The following is a 23,798-nucleotide window of genomic DNA, read 5'->3' as shown; positions in this document are numbered from 1 at the left end:
TGTTAATCCTCGGATCGGGGCCGCAGGTTCTGCGGATCAAAAATTGCGTTCTGGTGGACGGTCACGGGAAATTCGCGGTTCAGGATCTGCACACAGAGGCCCTCGCGCGGGGTGCCCTTGCGGACAAACAGCCAGCCCAGCGATTTGCCGACGGTAAAGCCATAGCCGCCCGAGGTGGTCAGACCGACTGGTTTGCCATCCAGCAGCACCGGCTCACCGCCGTGGATGCCGATGCCTTCCGCATGCAGTTCGGCGTAGAACAGCTCCCAGCCCGGATCGCGGACCAGCAGGGCCTCCTTGCCCAGGAAGGTCCGGCCCTCTGTCACCACAAACCGCTCCAGCCCCACATCCAGCGGCCCCACGTCGGTGGTCAGCTCGCCCGATGCGCGGTAGGCCTTCTCCATCCGCATCCCGTTGAAAGCATAGGAGCCGAGATTGGTCAGACCGTATTTCTCTCCAGCGGCAAACAGCGCGTCATAGAGTTCACCGATCTGCTCCAGCGGCGCGTGCAGCTCCCAACCGAGTTCGCCCACAAAAGAGACCCGCAACGCATAGCAGGGAATGCTCGCCACGGTGATCTCTTGTCCGGACAGCCAGGGGAAAGCCTGGTTCGTGAGGTCTGCATCGGTAAGCTCCGCCAGGATCCGGCGCGAGGCCGGGCCGGAGAGCGCCAGCATGCCCCAATCGTGGGTGCGGTTGATCATCTGCACGTCTTCGCCATCGCAGATGTGCGACTTGATCCAGTCGAAATCCGGATTGGCGCGGGCAATGGGCGAACCGGTGAAATAGCGGCCCTCAGACATCCGCCAAATGGTGATCTCGGTCTCAAACCGGCCCTTTTCGGTCAGCAGGTGATTGAGGCTCATCCGCCCGTCGCGCGCGGGGATCTTGTTGGCCGACAGCCGGTTCAGCAGCGCGCCTGCGTCCCTGCCGGTGATCTCGAACTGGGCAAAGGCGCAAAGGTCGATGACGCCGGCTGCCTCCCGCGCCGCCTTGGCCTCTGCCATGGCATTGGCGTGCCAGGGCTGATGGCCCCAGCCGATCTGCTCGGTCTCGCCCACCTCGCCAAAGTAACGCGGGCGCTCCCAGCCTGCGACCTCGCCGAAAACCGCGCCCTTGGCGGCCAGCCGGTCATAAAGCACATGGCGGTTCAGCGGGCGCAAACTGTTGAACTGCTTGCCGGGGCACGGGGTATCATGGCGGCGCATGAACTCATCCTTGGTGCGCTCAACAATAAAATGATCGGTCGAGAAATTGCCATAACGGCGCGGATCAAGACTGCGGGTGTTGATCGGGGTCTCGCCATGCACCATCCAGTCGGCCAGCACCTTGCCAGCACCGCCGCCCCAGGCGAGGCCAATGGAAGACCCGCAGGACAGCCAGACATTTGGCGCGCCCGACGGCCCCACCAGCATGCCGCCATCCGGCGTATGGGTGATGGCGCCGCGCACCACGCGCTTGATACCCAGCTCCGCCAGCACCGGCATCTTCTCAAACGCCACCATCAGAAAATCACCGATGGAGTCGTAATCCGCCCCAAACAGCTCATTCTCTGCGGTCCAAGGCGCGCCGCCCGGCATCTCCCAGACCGTAGGGCAGACGTGGCCTTCATAGATGCCGATCAGGCCGGATTTCTGCTCCTGCCGGATATAGCCGCCATAGGCGTTGTCGCGCATCACCGGCAGTTCCGGGCGGCCGGTAAACTCCGGCACCGTATCCGTGACCAGATAGTGGTGCAGGCAGCTGACCGAGGGGATCCTCAGCCCGAACCACTCGCCCACCTGATTGGCATAGGACCCGGCGGCAATCACCACATGTTCGGCCAGCACATCGCCCTTTTCCGTGCGCAAGAGCCACATGTCTCCCTTGCGGGAGGCGCCCAGAACCTGATTGCGGCGTTCAATCCTGGCCCCGCGCGCGCGGGTGGCCGCGGCCAGCGCCATGGTGACGGACGAGGGGTCGATATGGCCGTCCTCATAGGTGCGCACTGCCGCCTTAACGTCATCCGTCTTGTAGAAAGGATTCACACGGGCGACCTCCTTCGGGCCGACCAGTTCCATTGGCAGGTCCAGCAGTTTGCCGACGCCCATGATGGACTTCATCCAATCAACCTCGTCATCGGTGGTGGCAATGCGGAAGCCGCCGACCTCATGCCAGCCGATGGGTTGGCCGGTTTCCTTTTCAACCCGCTTGTAGGTCTCGATCGAGGTTTTGTTGATCCAACCCGCCAGGCGCGAGCCGACCGCATGGGCGATCTGCCCCGCCGCGTGCCAGGTGGAGCCGGAAGTAAGTTCCGCCTTCTCGAACAGGATCGTGTCGGTCCAGCCGTTCTCGGCCAGCTGGAACTGAGCAGCCACGCCCATAATGCCGCCGCCGATGATGGCAACCTGTGTGGTGCGGGTGGTGTCAGTCATGCGCAAACGCCTCTTTGGCGGATTTCAGAGATGCCTTGGCGCCATAGCGGGTGCAGGCGATTTCAACCTCAAAACCCGGGACAACGGTGTTTTTGGAAAGCAGGCCCAGGGGGGCATCAATCATCGCCAATGCCAACGAACGCCCGTAGCGATAGCTCCACGCGGCCGAGGTGATCTGCCCCACTACATCGCCGCCGAAATAGACCGGCTCGTCGTGGATCGGGATGGCCTCCGGATCATCAAACAGGATTGAGACAATCCGGCGCTTCGGGGGGTGCGACATCAATGCTTCTTCGCCTACAAATCCGGTGCCAAAGGCGCAGAAAGCACCCAGGCCCGCCTCCTGCGGCGTGATGCCGGGCCCCAGTTCATGGCCAAAGGCGCAAAAGCGGCTTTCGATCCGCAAGGACCCGCTGGCGTACAGACCTGCATGGCTTGCACCTGCTGCCAACAGTGCCTCATAGGCGGCCATGGCCATGTCGGCGGAGATGTACAGTTCATACCCCTCCTCGCCGGTGAAACTCAGCCGCCCGGCCCAGCCGCGCGCCAGGCCGATCTCAACAGGGGCGAACTGGAAGCGTTTCAAATCCGGCACCGGGCTGTTCGAGGTCGCTTGCAGTACCTCGCGAGCCTTTGCGCCTGCTAGACCGATGATCGCGTAGCCGCTGGTGACATCGGTGAATTCCACGTGAAACGCATCTTTGGTCTCACGCATCCGCTTCAGGTCGCGCACCACCTCACCGGCGCCGACGATCATGAGGTAAGCGTTTGCCCCGTGCCGTTGCACGGTGATGTCGCTTTCCACCCTGCCTTTGCGGTTCAGGATCTGGGTATAGGCGATGCGGCCCTCGGCGATATCCATCTGCGCCGCGCAGAGATGGTTGAGGAAGGCGCAGGCATCTGGCCCCTGGATCATGATCTTGCCGAATGCGCTTTGGTCCAGAATGGCGGCGCCGTTGCGGCAGGCGTCTACCTCTCGGCCGACCTGATCGCGCCAGGCAGGCACGCCGAAGGTCAGCGGCAGATGCGCGTCCGCACCGCCAAAGTGCACAGCGCGCTCCCAGCCGCCGCGGCTCTCAAACCTTGCACCCGCCGCAACCAGACCCGCGTGGATGGGCGAGCGGCGCTGGCCGCGGGCGGTCTCCATCGAGCGGCCCGGATAGGGATTGTCGTAATGGCGGCCCAGCACCTCGGGGATCCGCGCCTCCAGCGCGCCCAGCACGTTCATTTCGGGGCTGAAGCGGCGGATGTCAGCCTCGTTCAGCTCCATCGCCGGCTCACCCGCAATGATCCATTCCGCCATCGCGCGCCCCGCGCCGCCGGCCAGCGCGATGCCGGTGGAGTTCATGCCGCCCATCAGGAACAGCCCTGGCACCTCGGGGCTTTCACCCAGCATGAACTGACTGTCGAGGGTGAAGCTCTCAGGGCCGTTCAGCAGCATCCGAACCTCGGCCTTCTCCAACGCCGGTATGCGGCGCAGGGCATTTTCCATCATCGGCATGAAATGGTCCCAGTCCTCGTCCAGCAGGTCGAACGAGAAGTCCTTGGGCAGACGGTCCAGGGGCAGGCCCTTGGCGTGGGGCTCAAAACAACCGATCAGCAGGCCCTCCACATCGTCACGGGCATAGAGGAAGGCGTCCTGGTCATTCAGCGTCGGCAGATGCGCGCCCTTTCCAAGCGCCTGCACCTCCTGCAAGGGTTTGGTCAGGATGTAGAAATGCTCGCAGGCGTAAAGCGGCATATGGGCGCCCGCCATGGCGGCAACCTCGCGGGACCAGAGGCCGCAGGCGATGACCACCTCGTCGGCCTCGATCAGATGCTCGCCCACTTCGACGCCGGAAATGCGTCCGCCTTTCTTCTGCAACCCGGTGACGGCGGTATCTTCAAAGAACTGCACCCCCCGCGCCCGCGCGCCCTTGGACAGCGCCAAAGCCACGTCCGAGGGGTTCACCCGGCCATCGGCAGGCGACCAGACCGCGCCGATCACATCATCGGTTTCAATCAGCGGCCACAGCTCCTTGGCGCGGGCGCCATCCACCACTTCCGCCTCCAGACCAAAGGCGCGGCCCAGCGAGACCTGGCGTTTAATGTTGGTCAGCCGGTCGGGGTTGGTGGCCAAAGTCAGCGAGCCGGTCTGGGTCCAGCCGGTGGCCTGGCCGGTCTCCACCTCTAGCTCTCTGTACAGATCAATGGAATAGTCGATCAGCTTGGTCAGCGTTGCCGAAGGCCGCAGGCGGCGTACCAGCCCGGCGGCGTGCCAAGTGGTGCCGGAGGTGAGTTTCGAACGCTCCAGTACCACGATATCCTTCCGCCCTTCGCGGGCCAGGTGATAGGCGATGGAACAGCCGATGACGCCGCCGCCGATGATGACAGTGCGGGCGTGAGAAGGAAGGCTCATTGCAGTACTCCGCCACGGATGAGCGCGGAAAGGGTGCCGCGGAAATGCTCCACGGCCTCGTCGATCAGGTCCGGGGTATGCGGCAGGCCGGTCACGCAAGAGGTGAAGGACATGAAGTCCACGCCGCGTTCCAGCAGCCCGTCGCGCAGGCCCTTGACGATGGCGGGCGGGGTTTTGCGGATGGTTGCCGCGTCCAGCCCGTCAATCGAAGTGCCGCCGAAATAGATATGGCAGGTGGAGCTGTCGCCATAGGCCAGCGCCTGCACCTCCAGATCGCCGAATACAGCGTTGAAGCCGTCGCGCAGCCGCGCCGCCATGGCATCAGCGTGGGTCTGGACATCGCCGGCAGAGAGGATCTCCATCGCCTTGATCGCACCCGCTGCCACCATGGGTGCCGCGTTGAAGGTGCCCTTGTGGCTGACTGGCGGCGACAGCCCGTCGCGGGTCTCGCCCGGGTTCAACAGTTCCATGATCTCTGCCTTGCCCACCACCGCGCCGCCGGGCAGGCCACCGGTTACGGCCTTGGCCAGGGTGGTCAGGTCCGGCACCACCCCGTCGCGCGCCTGGCGTCCGCCGGGCGACCAGCGCAGGCCGGTAATCACCTCGTCAAAGATCAGCACATGGCCGCTTTGATCAGCCAGCGCGCGGATGCCTTGCAGGAACCCTTCGGGCAGCGGCACCGAGCCGTAGTTGGCGCCCGAAGCCTCGACAAACACCGTGCCGATCTGCGGGTCGCTATCCAACAGCGCAGCAATGGCGTCCAGATCCGGCGGGGCCACCACGGTCAGGTCGCAGACCGCCTGCGGCACCCCCAGCGAGGGCACGGTAGTGGTGCCGGGTTTGGCACCCTTGATCAGCATGTCGTGCCAGCCATGGAAATGGCCGTCGATGCGCAGCACCTTGTCGCGGCGCGAGTGCGCCCGGCCCAGCCGCAGCGCCAGCATAGTGGACTCGGTGCCGGACCCGGTGAAACGCACCCGCTCCGCCGAGGGGAACAGACGGTTCAGCCACTCGGCCCATTCCACCTCCAGCGGGTGGCAATCGCCAGTATAGGGCATGCGCCCCATCTGGGCTGCCACCGCGGCGGCGATCTCAGGGTGGGCATGGCCCAGGATCTGGCTGGCCGCGCCCAGCTTGAAATCGATATAGCGCTTGCCGTTCGCGTCCCATTTCTCAGCCCCCTTGGCGCGGGTGAAATAGACCGGATGCGGGGTCTTGTAGCGCAGCTCATGGCTGACCCCGCCCGGCATGACGAGGCGGGCGCGCTCAGCAAGGGATTGGCTGGTGTTCATGCCGGCTCCTAGTGGTTCAAAACGATGGATTTCACGGCGCAATAGGCACTGATGCCGGGAAACCCCTTTTCACGCCCCAAGCCGCTGTCCTTGACACCGCCGAAGGGGATGGTGCCGCCGCCTTTTTGGAAGCCATTGACGAACAGCTGCCCGGCCTTTGCCTTGCGGGCAATGCGCATGACCTGAGTGGTATCCGCGTCCCGGCATTCGGTAATGCACCAACCGGCGGCCGCGCCGTCTGTCCAGCGATGCGGTATGAGGTCCAGTTGCCGGGGGAAAAGCGGGTGGTCCAGCATCACGCCCGCCCGATTTGCGCCCGGCTCAGACGGATATTGAACCGCGCGCGCAGTTCCTGGTCCTTGCCGTCCGGAATATGGGCGGGGAAGTGGCCGGCCAGCAGCTCCCGCGCCTTGTCCCTGGCCACTTCGCCAATCGCGCGCGCGCCCTGCTCTTCCCACTCCCTCGGGGTCTGGCGGTCACCCAGATGCGGATAGAAGTAGTCGGACTTCATCCGGCTGAAGGTGTGGCGGTGGCCCAGATAGTGGCCTTCACCGCGGCAGACCTCGGCAATCACCTCGGCGCCGATATTCTCCGCATTCACCTCTACTCCGCGCAGGGTCCGAAGGATGTTGCCGATCATGTCGTTGTCAACCACATAAGCCTCCAGCGACACGCCCAGAAGGCTTGCCTGCATGCCGCAGGCCTGGGTGATCAGGTTGGAACCGGCATGGGCGGCGGAAGACACGGCCAGGTTCTTCTCGCTGCCATACTGGGCATCCAGCGTCTTGGAGTCGGTGATGCCGGCAATCGAGGTCACGGGCAGATCATAGAACCGGCCCATCTGTGCCGCGGCCGCCATCAGGATCGCCTGCTCGCCGCCGCCTGCACACATTGACCCGGTGCGCAGGTCGGCAATCAGCGGCTTGGCACCATAGATCGCGGCGGCATCCGGGTCGACGAGCCGGGCAAACACCAGCCCGGCCAGGGTTTCCGCCACAGCCTGCACCAGCGAGCCCGCAATAGTTGCCGGGCTGGTGGCGCCCGCTTGGCCTGCCGAGATCAGCTGCACCGGAAAGCCCGCCAGAACCGCGGCCTCCAGCGTGTCCAGCGCCTCCTCGGCAAAGCGCATCGGCGGCACCACGTGGCAGACCATCACGGTCAGGAAGGGCCGCGCGCGAAAGGCCTCTTCGGATCCGGCCAGCGCATAGCACATCTCCGCCAGCTGCTGCACATTCTGCGGTTCGGAAACCGACACCGACACATGTTTGGAGGTGCCCATCAGGCAGGCATAGGCAGTGTTCAGGTCCATATCCGCCACATCCCCGACATCGCGGGCCACCACCGAGCGGCTGAAATGGTGAATGTTCTCCATCGCATCGCAAATGCGCGCCGCGTCATAGAGGTCTTTCAGCGTGCTATCCCGGTAGCGCCCGTCCTCAAGGTCAAAAACCCCGGGCGCGCCGCCGCCCGAGCTCATGTGGACACGTTTGCCGGACAGGTTCAGATCATGGTGCGGATACTGGCCAAATAGCACCACATCGCGGCGGGCTTCCTTGATGGTTTTCAGAACCAGCGCCCGCGGGAACAGCAGCCGCTTGTCTTGCGTATAGCTGCCACCCGCAGCGCAGACTTTCTCGATCATCGAAGGTGTTGCCTGGCTCAGCCCCAGCGTTTCCAAGAGCGACAGCACCGCCTCGTTGATCTCAGCCTCATCTGCGTCGCTGAGAGGCCGGAACCGGCCGCCCTCAATGCCGCCCCAGACCGGCGGGTTGCCTTGTGCCGGTGCGCTTTCGGCTTCGATCCGGGCTTCTCTGCCGCGGCGGCGCGCTCTTGCAGCCATTGTCTTCCCCTGGCGGAATTCCTTTGCGCTTAGGCTACGCAGCCGCCGCCCGCGGCACAAAAACAAGTTTCTCTTGCTACTGATGAGAAAAACTCATTCAACTCAAGCATGGTCAATCTTCCCTCCCTCCCCGCCCTGCGCGCGTTTGAGGCCGCGGCCCGTCTCGGCAGCTTCCGCGCGGCGGCTGAGGCGATTGGCGTCTCGCCCACCGCTGTCAGCCATCACATTCGCGGGCTGGAGGCCTATTTAAACATCCGGCTTTTCACCCGTGATGGCCGCCAGGTGCATCTGACGGACGAAGGCGCGCGGCTGGCGGATGGCGCCTCGCAGGCGTTCAGGATCCTGGAGGCCACAGTGAATTCAGTGGCCCGGTGGCCCGAGAAAACCACGATCCGCATTGCCTTGGGCCCCAGCTTTGCCACCCGCTGGCTGCTGCCCCGCTTTGCCGATTTCTGTACAAAATTCCCCGATGTAGAACTGAAGCTGGTGCAGACCCCGCTGATGGTCTCGCCGCAGAATGTGGACGCCGATATCTTTATCACCTGGGGCGACGGGCGCTTTCCCGGCATGATTTCCGAACCATTGGTCAGCGTGCTGTCGGCACCGGTTGCCAGCCCGGCCCTGCTGGACCGGCTGGGGCATCCGCAGTCACCCGCCGACCTGATGCGCTTTCCGCTGATCCACCAGCGTGACACCCTGGGCTGGAACGCCTGGTTCATGCAGGCCGGGGTCCGGCTGGACGGCCCGTTGCCCGGTCCGGTCATTGAAGACACAAATGTGGTACTGCAGGCCGCTGCGTCCGGGCAGGGTATCGTGATGGGGTGGATCCCGCTGATCAACACCGATCTGCAAAGCGGGGTGCTGGTGCAGTTGTTCGATACAACCGTCAGCGAGAACCGCGCCTATTACCTGGTCCGGCCGGAAGCAGGCCCGAATGAAAATGCCACCAGCGCAATCAGCGACTGGCTGCTTGCCCAGACATCACCAGCAACGGCAGTCTGAGAACAGGTGTCAGGACCGGATCAGAACGGGGAAATGCACCAGCAACGAGGTTTTGGCCGCTTGAACATGCGCTTTGGTCAGTTCTGCAGCACGAGTGGCATCGCCCTCTTCGCAGGCCGTCAGGATCGCAACATGCTCCTGCTCGGCGCGCTCCATACCGTCGCTCATGACCAACTGCGCACGGATGTAGCGGTCGATCCGGTCCATCGCGCTGCGGGCTGCTTCGCGAAAATAGGTCAGCGCACTGGCACTGTAGAGCGCGTCGTGGAACTCCCGGTTCAGAACACCCCACTCCATCGGGTTCTTGCAGCCGGCAAAGGCCTCGCAATGCAACCGCGCACTGGCAAGCAGTTCCTGTGACATCCGCGGGACCGCATCACGGATGATCTCCGGCTCCAGCAGCGCGCGGAAATCAAAGATCTCTGCCGCCTCATCCGCCGACAGCCCGGCAACAACCGCGCCCTTGAAGCGCTGTGTCTTGACCAGCCCGTATTCCTCCAGCCGCGAGATTGCCTCCCGCACCGGGATCCGGCTGGTGTTGAAGCGGCGTGCGATTTCCTCCTGGCGCAGCGGTTCGCCCTCTTCCAGCCGGCCATCGATGATCGCACTGCGCAACGCCTCAAACACTGCAGCGGAAGCCGAAGCTGCTGTTGAGGTATCAATCGGGTCCAGTTTCATCGCAATGCCTCTCCTTTCAGACAGGTGTATGCGAACCTGCCCGTCCGGAAAAGCGGCTTAGCTGCCAGCAAAGGGATTTGCACCACTTCCGGCGGCTTGGCCGTCACACTTCCAGCGACACCCACAGCACCCTGGCGTCTTCTTTGCTGACCGACACACAGCCGTGGCCCATACCGCTGTCATAATAGACTGAGTCCCCCGCCCCCATGCGAAGCGGCCGGTAGTGTTCCGTGTAAAGGATCAGCTGGCCGCTCAGCACAAACATAAACTCTTCCCCCTGGTGGCGGACCCAATTGTCGAACTCCGTCACGTCGCGCGCCTTGATGGTGCTGATGTACGGCACCATGCGCTTGCTGGTCAGCTCGCTGCACAGCAGTTCATGATCATAGGTCGAAGTTTCCTTGTGCTCACCCAATCCGGTGCGGGTGAAATCCCGCCGCCCGGTGACACCGCTTTGCCCGGACTGCACAAACAACTGCGGCGTTTCCAGTTCCAGCGTCTGCATCAGGCGGCGGATAATCTCGAAACTGGGGCGGGTCTGGTTGTTCTCGATCTTCGACAAAGTCGACCGACCAATGGCCGCAGCGCGCGCTGCTTCCTCCAGCGTCAGCCCCTTTTCCTTGCGGGCATCGCGAATCATTTTCCCCAGGACTTCACCGTCCGGAGCCTCCATCGCCTCCGGGCCCAGTCCTGTTTCTTCTGAGGGAATTGGTTCCATTCGTGCAAATTCTCCTGTTCCGCAAACAGCTTAGCTTTGATGTATTCAGGGGTCAAAATTTCCGTGATGGAACTTTTTGTTTGCAAGGGGGAAAAAGTTTCCTATAGGAGACGAAACGTCGTATACGGAAGCGTACGTGCCGGTCCTGAACCGCATTTCGGAGGAGAATCCACATGAGCGCATATGATCTGATTGTGATCGGGGCCGGGCCGGGCGGTTATGTCGCAGCAATCCGTGCTGCACAACTGGGTCTTAAGGTCGCCTGCGTCGAAGGCCGCGGGTCGCTGGGCGGCACCTGCCTCAACGTTGGTTGCATTCCCTCCAAGGCCCTGCTGACTTCCTCGGGCAAATATGCCGAACTCTCCCATCTCTCCTCGCATGGCATTTCGGCCGGGGAGGTCAGCCTGGACCTGGGGGCGCTGATGGCGCGCAAGGACAAGATTGTCGGCGACCTGACCAAGGGCATCGCCTTCCTGTTCAAAAAGAACGGTGTCGACCATATCGAAGGCTGGGCCAGCATTCCCGCCCCCGGCCAGGTGCAGGTCGGCGAAGACAGCTACACAGCAAAGAACATCCTGATTGCCACTGGTTCGGAACCCGCCGCCCTCCCCGGCGTGGACATCGACGAGGTGGACGTGCTGAGCAGCACCGGTGCACTGGCGCTTGAAGCCGCGCCAGAGCATCTGGTGGTGATCGGCGCCGGCGTGATCGGGCTTGAACTCGGTCAGGTCTGGTCACGCCTCGGATCCAAAGTGACGGTTGTGGAATACCTCGACCGTATCCTGCCCGGCATCGACGGCGAGATCGCCAAGCTGTCCCAGCGGGCGCTGTCCAAGCGCGGGCTGAAGTTCCAGCTGGGCCGCGCGCTGAAGACCATTGAGAAGGGTGAAGACGGCCTGACCCTGACGCTGGACCGTGTCGGCAAGGACAAGGAAGAGCAGATTGAGGCGGACAAAGTACTGATCGCCATCGGCCGCCGCCCGGTGACCCGCGGTCTGGGTCTGGAAGACCTCGGTGTCTCGATCAACGCCCGCGGCTTTGTCGAGGTGGATGAAACGTTCCAGACCTCAGTGCCCGGCATCTTTGCAATCGGCGACTGCGTGCCCGGCCCGATGCTGGCCCACAAGGCTGAGGAAGACGGCGTTGCCTGTGTGGAACTCCTGGCCGGCGAGCATGGCCATGTGGATTACAACACCGTCCCCGGCGTTGTGTACACCGATCCCGAAGTTGCCTCGGTCGGTCTGACCGAAGAGGCCTTGAAAGAGGCCGGCACCGACTACATCACAGGCAAGTTTGCCTTCATGGCCAACTCCCGCGCGCGCTCCACCGGCGAGACCGACGGCGCAGTAAAAGTGCTGGCCACGCCCGATGGCAAGGTCCTGGGCGCCCATATCTGCGGCGCGCATGGCGGTGATTTAATTGCCGAATTGGTGCTTGCGATGACAAAAGGTGCTACTATCGAGGAGGTTGCACGGACTTGCCATGCGCATCCTGCGATGGGTGAGGCGGTGAAAGAAGCCTGCCTTGATGCACTTGGCCGCGCCATCCACGCCTGATCCGGAGGGATATGCCAGATGACGATCCAGCTAAGACCCCGCCACCCGGAAAAGGCCCATAAGGCCGACAGCGCGATCCCGCGCAAACCGAAGTGGATCCGCAAGAAGAAGATCGAAGGGCCTGAGTACTATGAAACCCGCAAGCTGATGCGGGAGCACGATCTGGCAACCGTCTGCGAAGAGGCCGCCTGCCCCAATATCGGCGAATGCTGGTCCAAGCGCCACGCCACCATGATGATCATGGGCGAGGTCTGCACCCGCGGCTGCTCTTTCTGCAATGTAACCACCGGCAGGCCGGACACGCTGGACGCGTTTGAGCCGGGCCGGGTTGCGGCGGCCGTCAAAAAGCTGGGCCTGCGCCATGTGGTGATCACCTCAGTTGACCGGGATGATCTGGCCGACGGCGGCGCTGAACATATCGCCCAGACCATCCGTGCTACCCGCCATCAGAACCCGGGCACTACAATCGAGGTGCTGACCCCGGATTTCCTGGGCAAGGGTGAAGCGGCGGATACGGTCTTTGAAGCAGCGCCTGATGTGTTCAACCACAACCTGGAAACCGTACCGCGCCTCTACCCGCGCGTCCGTCCCGGTGCGCGCTACTATACCTCGCTGCGGCTGCTGGACGACGCCAAACGCGCCAACCCGCAGCTGTTCACCAAGTCGGGCATCATGGTCGGCCTTGGCGAGACACTGGACGATGTGCGCCAGGTGATGGATGATCTGCGTGCGGCACAGGTCGATTTCCTGACCGTGGGCCAGTACCTGCAGCCCACCCCCAAGCATCACCCGATCGACCGCTTCTGGTCGCCGGAAGAATTCGCGCAGCTGGAACAGATTGCCCGGTCCAAGGGCTTTCTTCACGTGTCGGCCACGCCGCTGACCCGTTCCTCGTTCCACGCGGATGAAGACTTTGCCGCCCTGAAAGAGGCCCGTCAGATGGCCTTGGCGAAGGGCATTTAACCAAGACGTTATCGGGAGGAGACCCATGGAAGCGTTAAGTAATGCAGTAGGCTGGATCAACGGGATTGTTTGGGGGCCGCTTATGCTGGTTCTCATTCTGGGCGTTGGCTTTTTCCTGCAGGTCGGCCTGAAATTCATGCCGATCCTCAAACTGGGCATGGGCTTCAGCCTGCTGTTCAAAGGCCGTGAAGCAAGCGGTGAAGGCCAGATCAGCCCGTTCAACGCGCTGATGACTTCGCTGTCGGCCACAATCGGCACCGGCAACATTGCCGGTGTTGCGACCGCCGTTTTCCTGGGCGGTCCCGGTGCTTTGTTCTGGATGTGGATGACCGCTCTGGTCGGCATGGCCACCAAATACGCCGAAGCTGTTCTGGCGGTGAAATACCGTGAGCAGGACGAGCTGGGCAACTACGTCGGCGGCCCGATGTACTACATCAAGAACGGCCTTGGCGCCAAATGGGCCTGGCTTGGCGGTGCATTTGCGCTGTTTGGCGCCATCGCAGCCTTCGGCATCGGCAACGGTGTGCAGGCCAACGGCGTGGCGCAGGTTCTGGACTCGAACTTTGGCGTGAACACCTCGGTGACCGGCGTGATCCTGATGGTTCTGACCGCAGCCGTGATCCTGGGCGGCATCACCCGCATCGGTGCTGTGGCTGGTAAACTGGTGCCCTTCATGGCCGTCAGCTACATCATCGCCGGCCTGCTGGTTCTGCTGATCAACGCAGGCGCTATCGGCGACGCGCTGAGCCTGGTCTTCACCCATGCCTTCACCCCCTCTGCTGCCGAAGGCGGTTTTGCTGGTGCGGCGGTCTGGGCGGCGATCCGCTTTGGTGTGGCCCGCGGCGTGTTCTCGAACGAAGCCGGTCTGGGCTCTGCCCCGATTGCGCATGCTGCAGCCTCGACTGCCGGCCCAGTGAACCAGGGTCTGGTTGCCATGCTCGGCACCTTCATCGACACCATCATCGTTTGCTCGATCACCGGTCTGGCGATCATCGCATCCGGTGCCTGGACGTCCGGTGAATCCGGTGCGGCGCTGACCTCGCTGGCCTTTGAGACCTCCCTGCCCGGAATTGGCGGAGCATTGATCGCAGTTGCCCTGTCGATCTTTGCCTTCACTACCATCCTCGGCTGGTCTTTCTACGGCGAGAAATGCGTGGGCTTCTTCTTTGGTGCCAAAGCGCTGATGCCCTACCGCGTGCTGTGGATCGTTGCGATCTACTTTGGCGCAACTGCGGACCTCGGTTTTGTCTGGCTGCTGGCGGATACGCTGAACGCCATGATGGCCATTCCGAACCTGATCGCCCTGGCCCTGCTGAGCCCGATCGTCTTCAAACTGACGAAAGCGTTCTTTGCCTCGGGCGGCGCGTCCGAAGGTACTGGCACAGCTGCCAAGTAACCGACCTCCTTGGGGGGCTGTAACGGCCCCCCAGCCCCTTGCACTCATTTTACCACCTGAGGTGATGACAGATGGCCACGAAAATCCTGCTGACACTTGATCACAACGATGACCGGTCCTGGAAAAAGGCGCTTCCGCTTGCTCTGGAGCAGGCCAAGTTCTACGGCGCGGAGCTGCACGCTGTTTCGGTCATCCCCGAGATCATTCAACTGCCCAACCTGCCCGCCAACTATGGCGCCGGCGCCAAGGACCATGTGCGCAAGGCCGTGCAGGCGATCCTGGACAACGCCAGCGCTTCCGATGTGCCGGTGCATATCGAAGAAGGCAGCGTTTACCGCGAAATTCTCAAGCTTGCCCACAAAGAAGGCTTTGACATGATCGTCATGGCCTCGGCCAAGGGCGACTTCCCGAACTATGAAATCGGCCCGAACCTGGCTCGTGTGGTGCGCAATGCGCATTGCACCGTTATGGTTGTCCGCGACTGATCCCGCTTGAAAGGCTCAAGACTATGACCGATGCACCCAAACGCACCCCGCTTTATGACCTGCACGTCGAGCTTGGCGGCAAGATCGTCGATTTCGCCGGCTGGGAAATGCCGGTTCAGTACCCCATGGGCATCATGGGTGAGCACAAGCAGTGCCGCGAGAAAGCCGCGCTGTTTGATGTCTCCCACATGGGTCAGGTGATCCTGCGCGGCGACAATGTGGGCGAGAAGCTGGAAACGCTCTGCCCGCAGGCTTTTGCCACTTTGAAAGAGGGCAAGGCGCGCTACGGCTTCTTCACCAATGATGATGGCGGCATCATGGACGACCTGATCGTCTCCAATGCCGGTGACCACTACTTTGTCGTGGTGAACGCCGCCCTGCGCCACCAGGACATCCCGCACATGCAGGCCAACCTGGACGGCATTGAGGTAACCGAGATCTTCGACCGCGCGCTGGTTGCCGTCCAAGGCCCCAAGGCCGAGGACGTGGTGGGCGAACTGTGCCCCGCTGCCCGCGATCTGAAGTTCATGGAAACTGTCCTGGCCGATATTGGCGGCGTCGAATGCCGCATCTCGCGCCTCGGCTACACCGGTGAAGACGGCTACGAGATTTCGATCCCCGAAGCAGACGCCATCCGTGTGTCCAAACTGTTCCTGGCCCATGACGACTGCGAACCCGCAGGCCTTGGCGCCCGCGACAGCTTGCGCCTGGAAGCCGGTCTGTGCCTCTATGGAAACGACATCGACCAGTCGACATCCCCGATCGAGGCCTCGCTGAACTGGGCCATCCAAAAGCGCCGCCGCGAAGAAGGCGGCTTTCCCGGTGCGGCCCGCATCCAGAAAGAACTGGCCGAAGGCACGGCCAAAAAGCTGGTCGGCATCAAACCCGAAGGCCGTGCACCGGCCCGCCAGGGCGTGGAAGTCCAGAGCGAAGGCGGCGATACTCTTGGTGCCATCACCTCGGGCAGCTTCGGCCCCACCGTCGGAGGCCCGGTTGCCATGGGCTATGTTGCGGCAGATCATAGCGCGGCAGGCACCAAGGTGAACCTCATCATCCGCGGCAAGGCACAGCCGGCTGAGATCGTCGCCCTGCCCTTCGTCACACAGAACTACAAACGCTAAGACATCATCAGGAGAGTCAAAATGGCCACCTATTATTCCGAAGACCATGAATGGATCACCGTTGAAGGCGATGTGGCAACCCTGGGCATCACCCAGCACGCCGCCGATCAGCTGGGCGAAGTCGTCTTTGTCGAGCAGCGCGAAACCGGCGACGAGTTCGAAAAAGGCGGCGAAATCGGTGTGATCGAGTCGGTGAAAGCAGCCTCCGAAATCTACGCGCCGCTGGACGGTGAAGTGGTCGAGGTGAACGAAACCCTGGCCGACAACCCCGGCGCTCTGAACGAAAGCCCGGAAGCCGACGCCTGGATTTACAAGATCAAACTGTCGGACGCGTCCCAGCTGGACGATCTGATGGATCTGGACGGCTACAAAGCCCTGATCGGTTAAGCACCCCCTCCCCGCCGGCACCCCCGGCGGGGTCCATTGCCCCAGACAAGGACCTATGAAATGGCCTTCAAACTTACCGATTACGAAGCCTATGACTTCGCCAACCGGCGCCACATCGGCCCGTCTCCGCAAGAGATGGCCGACATGCTGCAGGTGATCGGCTTCAAAACCCTGGACGAGCTGATCGACGCCACTGTGCCGCCCGCCATCCGCCAGAAAGAGGCGCTGGACTGGGGCCCGGCAATGACCGAGCGCGACGCCCTCTTCCACATGAAAGAGATCGCCTCCAAAAACAAGGTTCTGACCACACTGATCGGCCAGGGCTATTACGGCACCACCACTCCGGCGCCGATCCTGCGCAACATCCTGGAAAACCCGGCCTGGTACACCGCCTATACGCCCTATCAGCCGGAAATCTCCCAGGGCCGTCTCGAGGCGCTCTTGAACTTCCAGACCATGGTCAGCGACCTGACCGGCCTGGACATCGCCAACGCCTCGCTGCTGGACGAAGCCACCGCCGCCGCCGAAGCCATGTCGATGGCGCACCGCGGCTCGCGCTCCAAGGCCAACAACGCCGCCTTCTTCGTCGACAAGAACTGCCACCCGCAGACCGTCGCCGTGATCCAGACCCGCGCCGAGCCTCTGGGCATCGACGTGGTGGTTGCCGATCCCGATGATCTGGATCCCGGCGCAGTCTTTGGCGCCATCTTCCAGTATCCCGGCACCTACGGCCATGTGCGCGATTTCACATCGGAAATCGAAGCCATCCACGAGCACAAGGGGATCGCCGTTGTCGCCGCCGACATTCTGTCGCTGGCGCTGCTGAAATCGCCCGGTGAAATGGGTGCGGATATCGCCATCGGCTCAACCCAGCGTTTTGGCGTTCCGATGGGCTACGGCGGCCCGCACGCGGCCTATATGGCGACCACCGATAAGCTGAAGCGCGCCATGCCCGGCCGCATTATTGGTGTGTCCGTGGATGCGCGCGGCAACAAGGCCTACCGCCTGGCGCTGCAAACCCGCGAACAGCACATCCGCCGCGAAAAAGCCAACTCCAACGTCTGTACCGCACAGGCGCTGCTGGCCGTCATCGCGTCGATGTATGCGGTCTATCACGGCCCCGACGGCATCAAGGCGATTGCCCAGTCGGTGCACCGCAAGACCTCGCGCCTGGCCGCCGGCCTGGAGGAGAACGGTTTCAAGGTGGAACCGGAAGTCTTCTTCGACACCATCACCGTCGACGTTGGCCCGCTGCAGAAAACCGTCATGGAAGCGGCTGTCGCCCGCGGCGTGAACCTGCGCAAAGTGGGTGAAGACCGCATCGGCATTTCGCTGGACGAACAGACCCGCGCCGGGACCATCGAAGCCGTTTGGGCGGCCTTTGGCATCGACAAGAAAGACGATAGCGTCGCAAACCGCGCCTACCGCCTGCCCGATTATGCGCTGCGCGAAAGCGAATATCTGACCCACCCGATCTTCCACAAGAACCGGGCCGAAGCTGAAATCACCCGCTACATGCGCCGCCTGGCCGACCGCGATCTGGCGCTGGACCGTGCGATGATCCCGCTGGGTTCTTGCACCATGAAGCTCAATGCGACCATCGAGATGATCCCGGTCACCTGGCCGGAATTCGGCAACCTGCACCCCTTCTGCCCAGAAGACCAGGCGCAGGGCTACCACCAGATGATCGACGATCTGAACGACAAGTTGTGCCAGATCACCGGCTATGATGCGATCTCCCAGCAGCCGAATTCCGGGGCGCAGGGCGAATATGCGGGCCTTTTGACCATCCGCAGCTACCACGCGTCGCGCGGCGAAGCGCACCGCAACATCTGCCTGATCCCGACCTCCGCACACGGCACCAACCCGGCGTCGGCGCAGATGGTGGGCTACAAGGTGATCCCGGTCAAAGCGGACGATAGCGGCAACATCGATGTCGCCGACTTCCGTGCCAAGGCCGAGCAGCACAGCGACAATCTCGCGGCTTGCATGATCACCTACCCGTCGACCCACGGTGTGTTCGAGGAAACCGTGCAGGAGGTCTGCCAGATCACCCATGATCACGGCGGCCAGGTCTATATCGACGGCGCCAACATGAACGCCATGGTGGGCCTGGCCCAGCCGGGCAAAATCGGCGGCGACGTTTCGCACCTGAACCTGCACAAGACCTTCTGCATTCCGCACGGCGGCGGCGGCCCCGGCATGGGTCCGATCGGCGTCAAGGCGCATCTGACCGAGCACCTGCCAGGCCACCCGGAATACGGCACTGCCGTGGGGCCGGTTTCGGCGGCTCCGTTCGGTTCGCCCTCGATCCTGCCGGTCAGCTGGGCCTACTGCCTGCTGATGGGCGGTTCGGGCCTGACCCAGGCGACCAAGGTTGCGATCCTGAACGCCAACTACATCGCAGCGCGCCTCAAGGATGCATATAAGATCCTCTACACCTCGGAAACGGGCCGTGTGGCGCATGAATGCATCCTGGACACCCGCCCGCTGGATGAGGAAGGCCACGTCACCGTGGACGATATCGCCAAGCGTCTGGTCGACTCGGGCTTCCACGCCCCGACCATGTCCTGGCCGGTGGCCGGCACGCTGATGGTAGAGCCGACTGAATCCGAGCCCAAGGACGAGCTGGACCGCTTCTGCGAGGCCATGCTGTCGATCCGCTCGGAGGCGCAGGACATCATCGACGGCAAGATCGATCCTGAAAACAACCCGCTTAAGCACGCGCCGCACACGGTGCGCGACCTGGTGGGTGAATGGGACCGTCCCTACAGCCGCGAACAGGCCTGCTTCCCTCCGGGCAACCTTGGTGTCGACAAATACTGGCCGGCTGTGAACCGGGTGGACAACGCCTATGGCGACCGCCACCTGATCTGCACCTGCCCGCCGATGTCGGACTACGAAGAAAACGAAGCCTGATTTTTTCAGGCTCCGTGCCCTGCCGGCCCCGCCCGGCAGGGCACCCCCGCATGACCCGCTCAGAGGAGAGAATGATGTCCCGTCTCGAACCGCTGACCGTGCCAGCTTTCCAGCGCTCTGCTGACAGCGCGGCACACGCCCGCTTCCACGACGTCGAAATCATCCTGCCGCAGTCAGAACCCCCTGCCGCGGCGCAAATGATTTGCGAAGTTTTCCGCGCCGCCAATGATCTGTTTCCCGACAGCGGATACCGCACTGCCGTGCGCAACCTCAGCTCGCAAATGCGCGCCGTGCCCGCGGGGTGGAAACCGCAAACCGTCATTTTCCTCGGCGGTATCTCCAGCCGCTGGCCGCTGAACTCAGGTGAAAAGGCCAGCCTGCAGCGGATCTGCCGCCAGGCCCAACGCTGCCTGTTTGCCGGCAGTGCCATCTTTCTGCTGGCCGAGTCCGGGCTGCAGGCGGCCTTCGAGACTGCCGTGCATTCGAATTTCGCTGCCGCCGCAGAGGAAGAGCAGCTGACCTGCGCCCCGGCAGGCACGCTGACAACTGCCGCCGGACGCATCAACACTGCCGTCAGCAGTTTCGCCGCCCTGCGCCTGCTGGCCGGTTTCCTGCGCGCCGACCGTGGACCGTTCATCGCCGATGCGGTCTGTGATTACCTCGGCCTGGCCTTTGGCCCGGCATCGGAACAGTCAAAAATATCGCTGCAACTGCGCCAGACCGCCGGCGGCGACGCGCTGATTGTCAAGATCCTTGACCTGATGCAACAGAACCTGGAAGAGCCGCTGCTGATCCGCGACATTGCCCAGCAGGCCGGCGTTTCTCCGCGCAAGCTGGAGCGCCGCTTTCAGCAAAAGACCCGCACCAGCCCGCTGGCTGCCTATCGCAAGCTGCGGATTGAGAAGGCCCGTCAGCTGCTGCTGCACACCACCCTGCCGCTGGCCGAGATTGTCGCCGCTACCGGATTTGGCTCGCGCAGCAACCTCACCGAATGGTTCAAGCGGGAATACAAGACCAGCCCGCAGGCTTTCCGCAAACAATACTACGCGGACAGCCACCCGGCAGGTTCCGCCGCCTGAAGACAAACTGGGTCATTCATGAAAAAGGCGGCCCTAAAGCCGCCTTTTGTTTGTTTGGAGCTGGTTCAGTTGTCTGATCCGCTTTCCTCGCCGTCGTTGGAGAGGGCACCGGGGTCAAAAACATTGCCGAAACCGGAGCTGTTGCCCTGCGGCTCCTGCTCTGCCTCCGCGCCATCTTCTTCATCCCCCGACAGGCTGCCCGGCGCAAAGACGCCGCCAAAGCCGGAGTTGTTGCTACCTGAAGGCGCAGTTTGCGCAGGGGTTTCGCCCTGCTGCTCTTGCTGCTGCTGACGGCGCAGATCCCGCTGGCGGCGTAGCTCCTGGATGCGTTCCTGGGCTTCCAGCTGCTTCTGCTCCTGAACGTTCGCGATACATTGCGCCGGACTGTAGACCGTCGCGGTGCCGACCACCGCCACCGTCGCGCAGGCCACTATCACCAGCCCCACCGCTGCAACATTGGAGCTGAGGAACCCCGGCAGCCGCAGCTTGCCGCTTTCCAGTTCCTCCACCGTGGCCTGTTTGCGCGCCGCCGCCACCAGTTCGCGGCGGCGGATGCCGGCCTCGTTGAACAGCGCCGCAATCACCGTCAGCACCACGATGATAAAGGCCAGCGCCGAGATCGCCGGGGTGATGCCATAGCGCACCTTCTGCGCCAGCTCGATGGTCAGCGTCGGGTATTCGCCGAAGGTGAAGGTGGTGGTGTTGTAGTTCTCGAAACTGGCCAGGAACGCCAGCACCGCGGCCGAAGCGATGGCAGGCCGCATGAACGGCAGCAGCACCTTGCGGAAAGCCTGGGCATGGGTGGCGCCCAGATCCAGCGCTGCCTCGGTCAGCGCGATATCATAACGCTGCAGACGCGCCACCAAGACCAGCATGCAGTAGCTGGCGATAAAGGTGGACTGGCCGATGATGGTCAGGAACAGACCGTTCGACAGCCAGCTGTCCGCGCCCAGTCCCAGCATCCGGTTGATCCGGTCCCAGAACACCAGGGTCGAGATGCCAATGACCACGCCGGGGATCAGGATCGGCGCGATGATGATGGTGTAATAGGTCGCGCGCAATTTCGGCCAGATCTGGGTCAGCATCAGCGCCCCTGCCAGCCCCATCGACACCGACAGCACAATCGTGCCCGCCCCCACCAGGACCGAGTTCCAGATCCCGTTCAGGATCCGCTCGTCCTGGAACAGAGCCGAGAACCATTCAAACGTCAGGCATTCCCAAGGGGTCATCCGCGGGAACGAAGGCGAGTTGAATGCGGTCGCCGACATGATCACCAGCGGGCCAAGCAGATAGGCAAAAAAGATCGCCAGATAGACCCAAAGGCTTACGCGCATAAAGGAGAAGTTCTTCATTTGCCGATATCCCCCATGTTCACCTTGAACAGGCGCATGATCGCCAAAACAAGCAGGATACAGGTGACCAGAAGAACCACCGCATAAGCGGCGCCCTGCGGCCAGTCGGAGTTGTCGTTGAACTGCTGATAGATCAGCTGGGTGAACCACAGGGAAGACGGTCCGCCAAGGATCTGCGGCGCCGCCAACGCACCGGCGGACAGCATGAATACCATGGTGCAGCCCGAGGAAATGCCCGGCTTGGCGTAAGGGATCACAACCCGCTGGTGGATCTTCGTCCAGCTTGCCCCCATGTCCCGCGCCGCCTCAATCTGGTTGCGGTCGAGGCTTTCGATCACGTTGTAGATCGGGAAGATCATCAAGAGGATGTAGGCATAGCCCAGACCCGCATAAAGCGCGATGTCATTGCGGATAAAGTCAAACGGGGTGTCGAAAACCCCCAGCCCCACCAGAAAGTTGTTAAGGACCCCGGTCTCGCCGAAGATGATGCGCAGCGCAAAGGCCCGCAGGATCTCGTTGATCCAGTAGGGGATGATCAGCATCAACGCGAAGATGCGGATGTGATTGCCTTTGGTCTGGGCCAGGTAATAGGCGATCGGGTAGCACAGGATCAGGTTGAAGATAGTGACGCAGACCGCTGCCACCAGGGTACGGAAGAACACATTGAGGTCGACGGCGTTGTAGCTTTGGCTGCCGCCTTCCGGTCCGAACACCAGATATTTGTAGTTTTCGACCGTATAGACGTCCTTGGGGCCGCCGATCTCTGGCGGCGGCAGGTTGGGACGGAAGGAAAAGTCGAGCATCGACAGCTGCGGCAGGATGATCAGGCCGATGGTCCAGAACAGGACCAGGCCCAGCATCAGGCTGCCCATGCCGACACCGTTGCGTTTAAAGAACTCCCTCAGGAAGCTTGGCATAGCGTGGGCCTCCTCATTCTGCGGCCAGCTCACCAGCCGGAACACAGACGGCGTTTTTCGTCTGGTATTCCAGGGTGATGTTCTGACCGGTGTGGTCATCAAAAGACTGACCCAGATTGGGGATCGAGACCTTCAGCTCCTTACCGCCGTCGCCTTCCATGAAGATGTTGAAGCTATTGCCCTCAAACTCCTCGTGGTTGACGCGCGCAGTCACGAAATGGTCGCCCGCCGCGCCCTCGGGCGCCAGCGCAAAGGCCTCGGGACGGATGAACATCATCGCCTCGTCGCCTTCTTTCATGCGGCCCTGATTGGCGGTGGAAACCCGCGCCACCAGATCGCCTGACCGGTTGGTGGCGATCAGGGCCTCGTCGCCCATCACCCGTTTCACCTTGCCGCGGAAGACGTTGTTTTCGCCCACGAAAGACGCCGCAAAAGCGGTGGCCGGATCGTTATAGATGGTTTTGCCATCACCGATCTGGTCAATCACCCCGGCCTTCATCACCGCGATATTGTCGGACATGGTGAGCGCCTCGCCCTGATCGTGGGTGATGTAGATAAAAGTGATGCCGACCCGCTGCTGAATCTCGCGCAGCTCGGTGCGCATGTGCTGGCGCAACTTGAGGTCAAGCGCCGACAGCGGTTCATCAAGCAGCAGCACATCCGGTTCGGCGCACAAGGCGCGCGCAATCGCTACCCGCTGACGCTGGCCGCCAGACAATTCGGAGGGCAGTTTGTCGCCCTGGCCCGGCAGCGCGATCATGTCCAACAGCTCATCCGCGCGCTTGCGCCGTTCCCTGGCCGAGGCGCCCTTGATCTCCATGGAGAACGTGATGTTTTCCCAGACCTTCATCAGCGGGAACAGCGCCAGATTCTGAAAGATCAGCGCAGTCGGGCGCTTGTTCGGTCCGATCCCCTTCATGTTATTGCCGCCAATCAGCACCCGGCCATCGCTTGGCTCAAGAAAGCCTGAGACCGCCCGCAGGATGGTGGTTTTGCCGCAGCCCGAGGGCCCCAGGAAGGAGAAGAAATCCCCTCCATTGATGTTCACATTGGCATCGCGCACGGCAACAAAGTCACCGAACCGGATCCAAAGATTCTCGAGATCAACGCCGACCCCAGCACTCATTTGGCTTCTCCCCAGGGTGCAGATCCCCATTCCGGTGGCGCTCCACCGGCCCCGCAAGACCTGCTTCCCTTGTATTATTGTTGATTGCGCCGTTCCGGCTGGCTGCCAGCGGCACGAAACCGGCCCCCGGGATAGATCTCCCGGAGGCCCGCAAG

General features: G+C 62.6%; 19 protein-coding genes. 9 read left to right on the top strand and 10 right to left on the bottom strand.

Going from position 1 to position 23,798, the window contains the following annotated elements:
* Positions 1 to 2 precede the first annotated feature (2 nt).
* The 5 genes from K3557_RS02460 to K3557_RS02440 form a co-directional block, all read right to left on the bottom strand.
* On the bottom strand, positions 3 to 2,414 hold the full coding sequence (locus K3557_RS02460; RefSeq protein WP_259997432.1) for an FAD-dependent oxidoreductase: 2,412 nt from the start codon (positions 2,412 to 2,414) through the stop codon (positions 3 to 5).
* The gene (locus K3557_RS02455; RefSeq protein WP_259997431.1) at positions 2,407 to 4,812 is read right to left on the bottom strand and encodes an FAD-dependent oxidoreductase; all 2,406 of its coding nucleotides are present in this window, start codon (positions 4,810 to 4,812) and stop codon (positions 2,407 to 2,409) included. Before K3557_RS02455 ends, K3557_RS02460 begins: the two co-directional genes overlap by 8 nt.
* Entirely contained in the window at positions 4,809 to 6,104 is a 1,296-nt protein-coding gene (locus K3557_RS02450) for an aspartate aminotransferase family protein (protein WP_259997430.1), read from the bottom strand. Before K3557_RS02450 ends, K3557_RS02455 begins: the two co-directional genes overlap by 4 nt.
* Positions 6,105 to 6,112: 8 nt before the next feature.
* Positions 6,113 to 6,283, bottom strand: coding sequence for an aldehyde dehydrogenase family protein (locus K3557_RS02445; RefSeq protein WP_259997429.1), 171 nt, complete (start codon positions 6,281 to 6,283; stop codon positions 6,113 to 6,115).
* A gap of 116 nt (positions 6,284 to 6,399) precedes the next feature.
* The gene (locus K3557_RS02440) at positions 6,400 to 7,944 is read right to left on the bottom strand and encodes a trimethylamine methyltransferase family protein (protein ID WP_259997428.1); all 1,545 of its coding nucleotides are present in this window, start codon (positions 7,942 to 7,944) and stop codon (positions 6,400 to 6,402) included.
* 108 nt (positions 7,945 to 8,052) lie between these two features.
* Between K3557_RS02440 and K3557_RS02435 the strand changes: the two genes are divergently transcribed.
* The gene (locus K3557_RS02435; protein WP_259997427.1) at positions 8,053 to 8,946 is read left to right on the top strand and encodes a LysR substrate-binding domain-containing protein; all 894 of its coding nucleotides are present in this window, start codon (positions 8,053 to 8,055) and stop codon (positions 8,944 to 8,946) included.
* 9 nt (positions 8,947 to 8,955) lie between these two features.
* Here K3557_RS02435 and K3557_RS02430 read toward each other — a convergent pair whose 3' ends face one another.
* Both K3557_RS02430 and K3557_RS02425 read right to left on the bottom strand, forming a co-directional pair.
* Positions 8,956 to 9,624 carry a GntR family transcriptional regulator gene (locus K3557_RS02430; RefSeq protein ID WP_259997426.1) on the bottom strand — a complete coding sequence of 223 codons (669 nt, stop codon included), beginning with the start codon at positions 9,622 to 9,624 and terminating at the stop codon, positions 8,956 to 8,958.
* Positions 9,625 to 9,727: 103 nt separating this feature from the next.
* Positions 9,728 to 10,342, bottom strand: coding sequence for a helix-turn-helix domain-containing protein (locus tag K3557_RS02425; protein ID WP_259997425.1), 615 nt, complete (start codon positions 10,340 to 10,342; stop codon positions 9,728 to 9,730).
* A 173-nt stretch (positions 10,343 to 10,515) separates the two neighbouring features.
* Between K3557_RS02425 and lpdA the strand changes: the two genes are divergently transcribed.
* The 8 genes from lpdA to K3557_RS02385 all read left to right on the top strand — a co-directional run bounded on the left by lpdA (position 10,516) and on the right by K3557_RS02385 (position 20,248).
* Positions 10,516 to 11,898 carry a dihydrolipoyl dehydrogenase gene (lpdA, locus tag K3557_RS02420; protein ID WP_259997424.1) on the top strand — a complete coding sequence of 461 codons (1,383 nt, stop codon included), beginning with the start codon at positions 10,516 to 10,518 and terminating at the stop codon, positions 11,896 to 11,898.
* Positions 11,899 to 11,916: 18 nt separating this feature from the next.
* Entirely contained in the window at positions 11,917 to 12,861 is a 945-nt protein-coding gene (gene lipA, locus K3557_RS02415; RefSeq protein ID WP_259997423.1) for a lipoyl synthase, read from the top strand.
* Between the two features lie 25 nt (positions 12,862 to 12,886).
* The gene (locus K3557_RS02410; RefSeq protein ID WP_259987042.1) at positions 12,887 to 14,257 is read left to right on the top strand and encodes a sodium:alanine symporter family protein; all 1,371 of its coding nucleotides are present in this window, start codon (positions 12,887 to 12,889) and stop codon (positions 14,255 to 14,257) included.
* A 71-nt stretch (positions 14,258 to 14,328) separates the two neighbouring features.
* Complete coding sequence (locus K3557_RS02405) at positions 14,329 to 14,742, top strand: universal stress protein (RefSeq protein ID WP_134830447.1); 414 nt, start codon at positions 14,329 to 14,331, stop codon at positions 14,740 to 14,742.
* A gap of 23 nt (positions 14,743 to 14,765) precedes the next feature.
* Positions 14,766 to 15,863 (top strand): glycine cleavage system aminomethyltransferase GcvT, encoded by a 1,098-nt coding sequence (gene gcvT / locus K3557_RS02400; RefSeq protein WP_259997422.1) that lies wholly within the window; start codon positions 14,766 to 14,768, stop codon positions 15,861 to 15,863.
* Positions 15,864 to 15,884: 21 nt separating this feature from the next.
* Positions 15,885 to 16,250, top strand: coding sequence for a glycine cleavage system protein GcvH (gene gcvH, locus K3557_RS02395; RefSeq protein WP_237455378.1), 366 nt, complete (start codon positions 15,885 to 15,887; stop codon positions 16,248 to 16,250).
* 60 nt (positions 16,251 to 16,310) lie between these two features.
* Complete coding sequence (gene gcvP, locus K3557_RS02390) at positions 16,311 to 19,169, top strand: aminomethyl-transferring glycine dehydrogenase (protein ID WP_259987051.1); 2,859 nt, start codon at positions 16,311 to 16,313, stop codon at positions 19,167 to 19,169.
* Positions 19,170 to 19,243: 74 nt separating this feature from the next.
* Positions 19,244 to 20,248 carry a GlxA family transcriptional regulator gene (locus tag K3557_RS02385; protein ID WP_259997421.1) on the top strand — a complete coding sequence of 335 codons (1,005 nt, stop codon included), beginning with the start codon at positions 19,244 to 19,246 and terminating at the stop codon, positions 20,246 to 20,248.
* Between the two features lie 65 nt (positions 20,249 to 20,313).
* Here the strand turns inward: K3557_RS02385 and K3557_RS02380 are convergent, their stop codons facing one another.
* From K3557_RS02380 to K3557_RS02370, 3 genes are read right to left on the bottom strand one after another with little or no spacing between them, the layout of a single operon-like run.
* Positions 20,314 to 21,600, bottom strand: coding sequence for an ABC transporter permease (locus K3557_RS02380; protein ID WP_259997420.1), 1,287 nt, complete (start codon positions 21,598 to 21,600; stop codon positions 20,314 to 20,316).
* Positions 21,597 to 22,517 carry an ABC transporter permease gene (locus K3557_RS02375; RefSeq protein WP_259997419.1) on the bottom strand — a complete coding sequence of 307 codons (921 nt, stop codon included), beginning with the start codon at positions 22,515 to 22,517 and terminating at the stop codon, positions 21,597 to 21,599. The genes K3557_RS02380 and K3557_RS02375 overlap by 4 nt, the downstream gene beginning before the upstream one ends.
* Before the next feature lie 13 nt (positions 22,518 to 22,530).
* A complete protein-coding gene (locus tag K3557_RS02370; RefSeq protein WP_259997418.1) occupies positions 22,531 to 23,643 on the bottom strand; it encodes an ABC transporter ATP-binding protein in 1,113 nt (370 codons plus the stop codon).
* Positions 23,644 to 23,798 lie beyond the last annotated feature (155 nt).

The sequence above is a fragment of the Leisingera sp. M523 genome (assembly GCF_025141335.1).
Classification (GTDB): domain Bacteria; phylum Pseudomonadota; class Alphaproteobacteria; order Rhodobacterales; family Rhodobacteraceae; genus Leisingera.
This window is presented reverse-complemented; position numbering and strand designations above follow the sequence as displayed.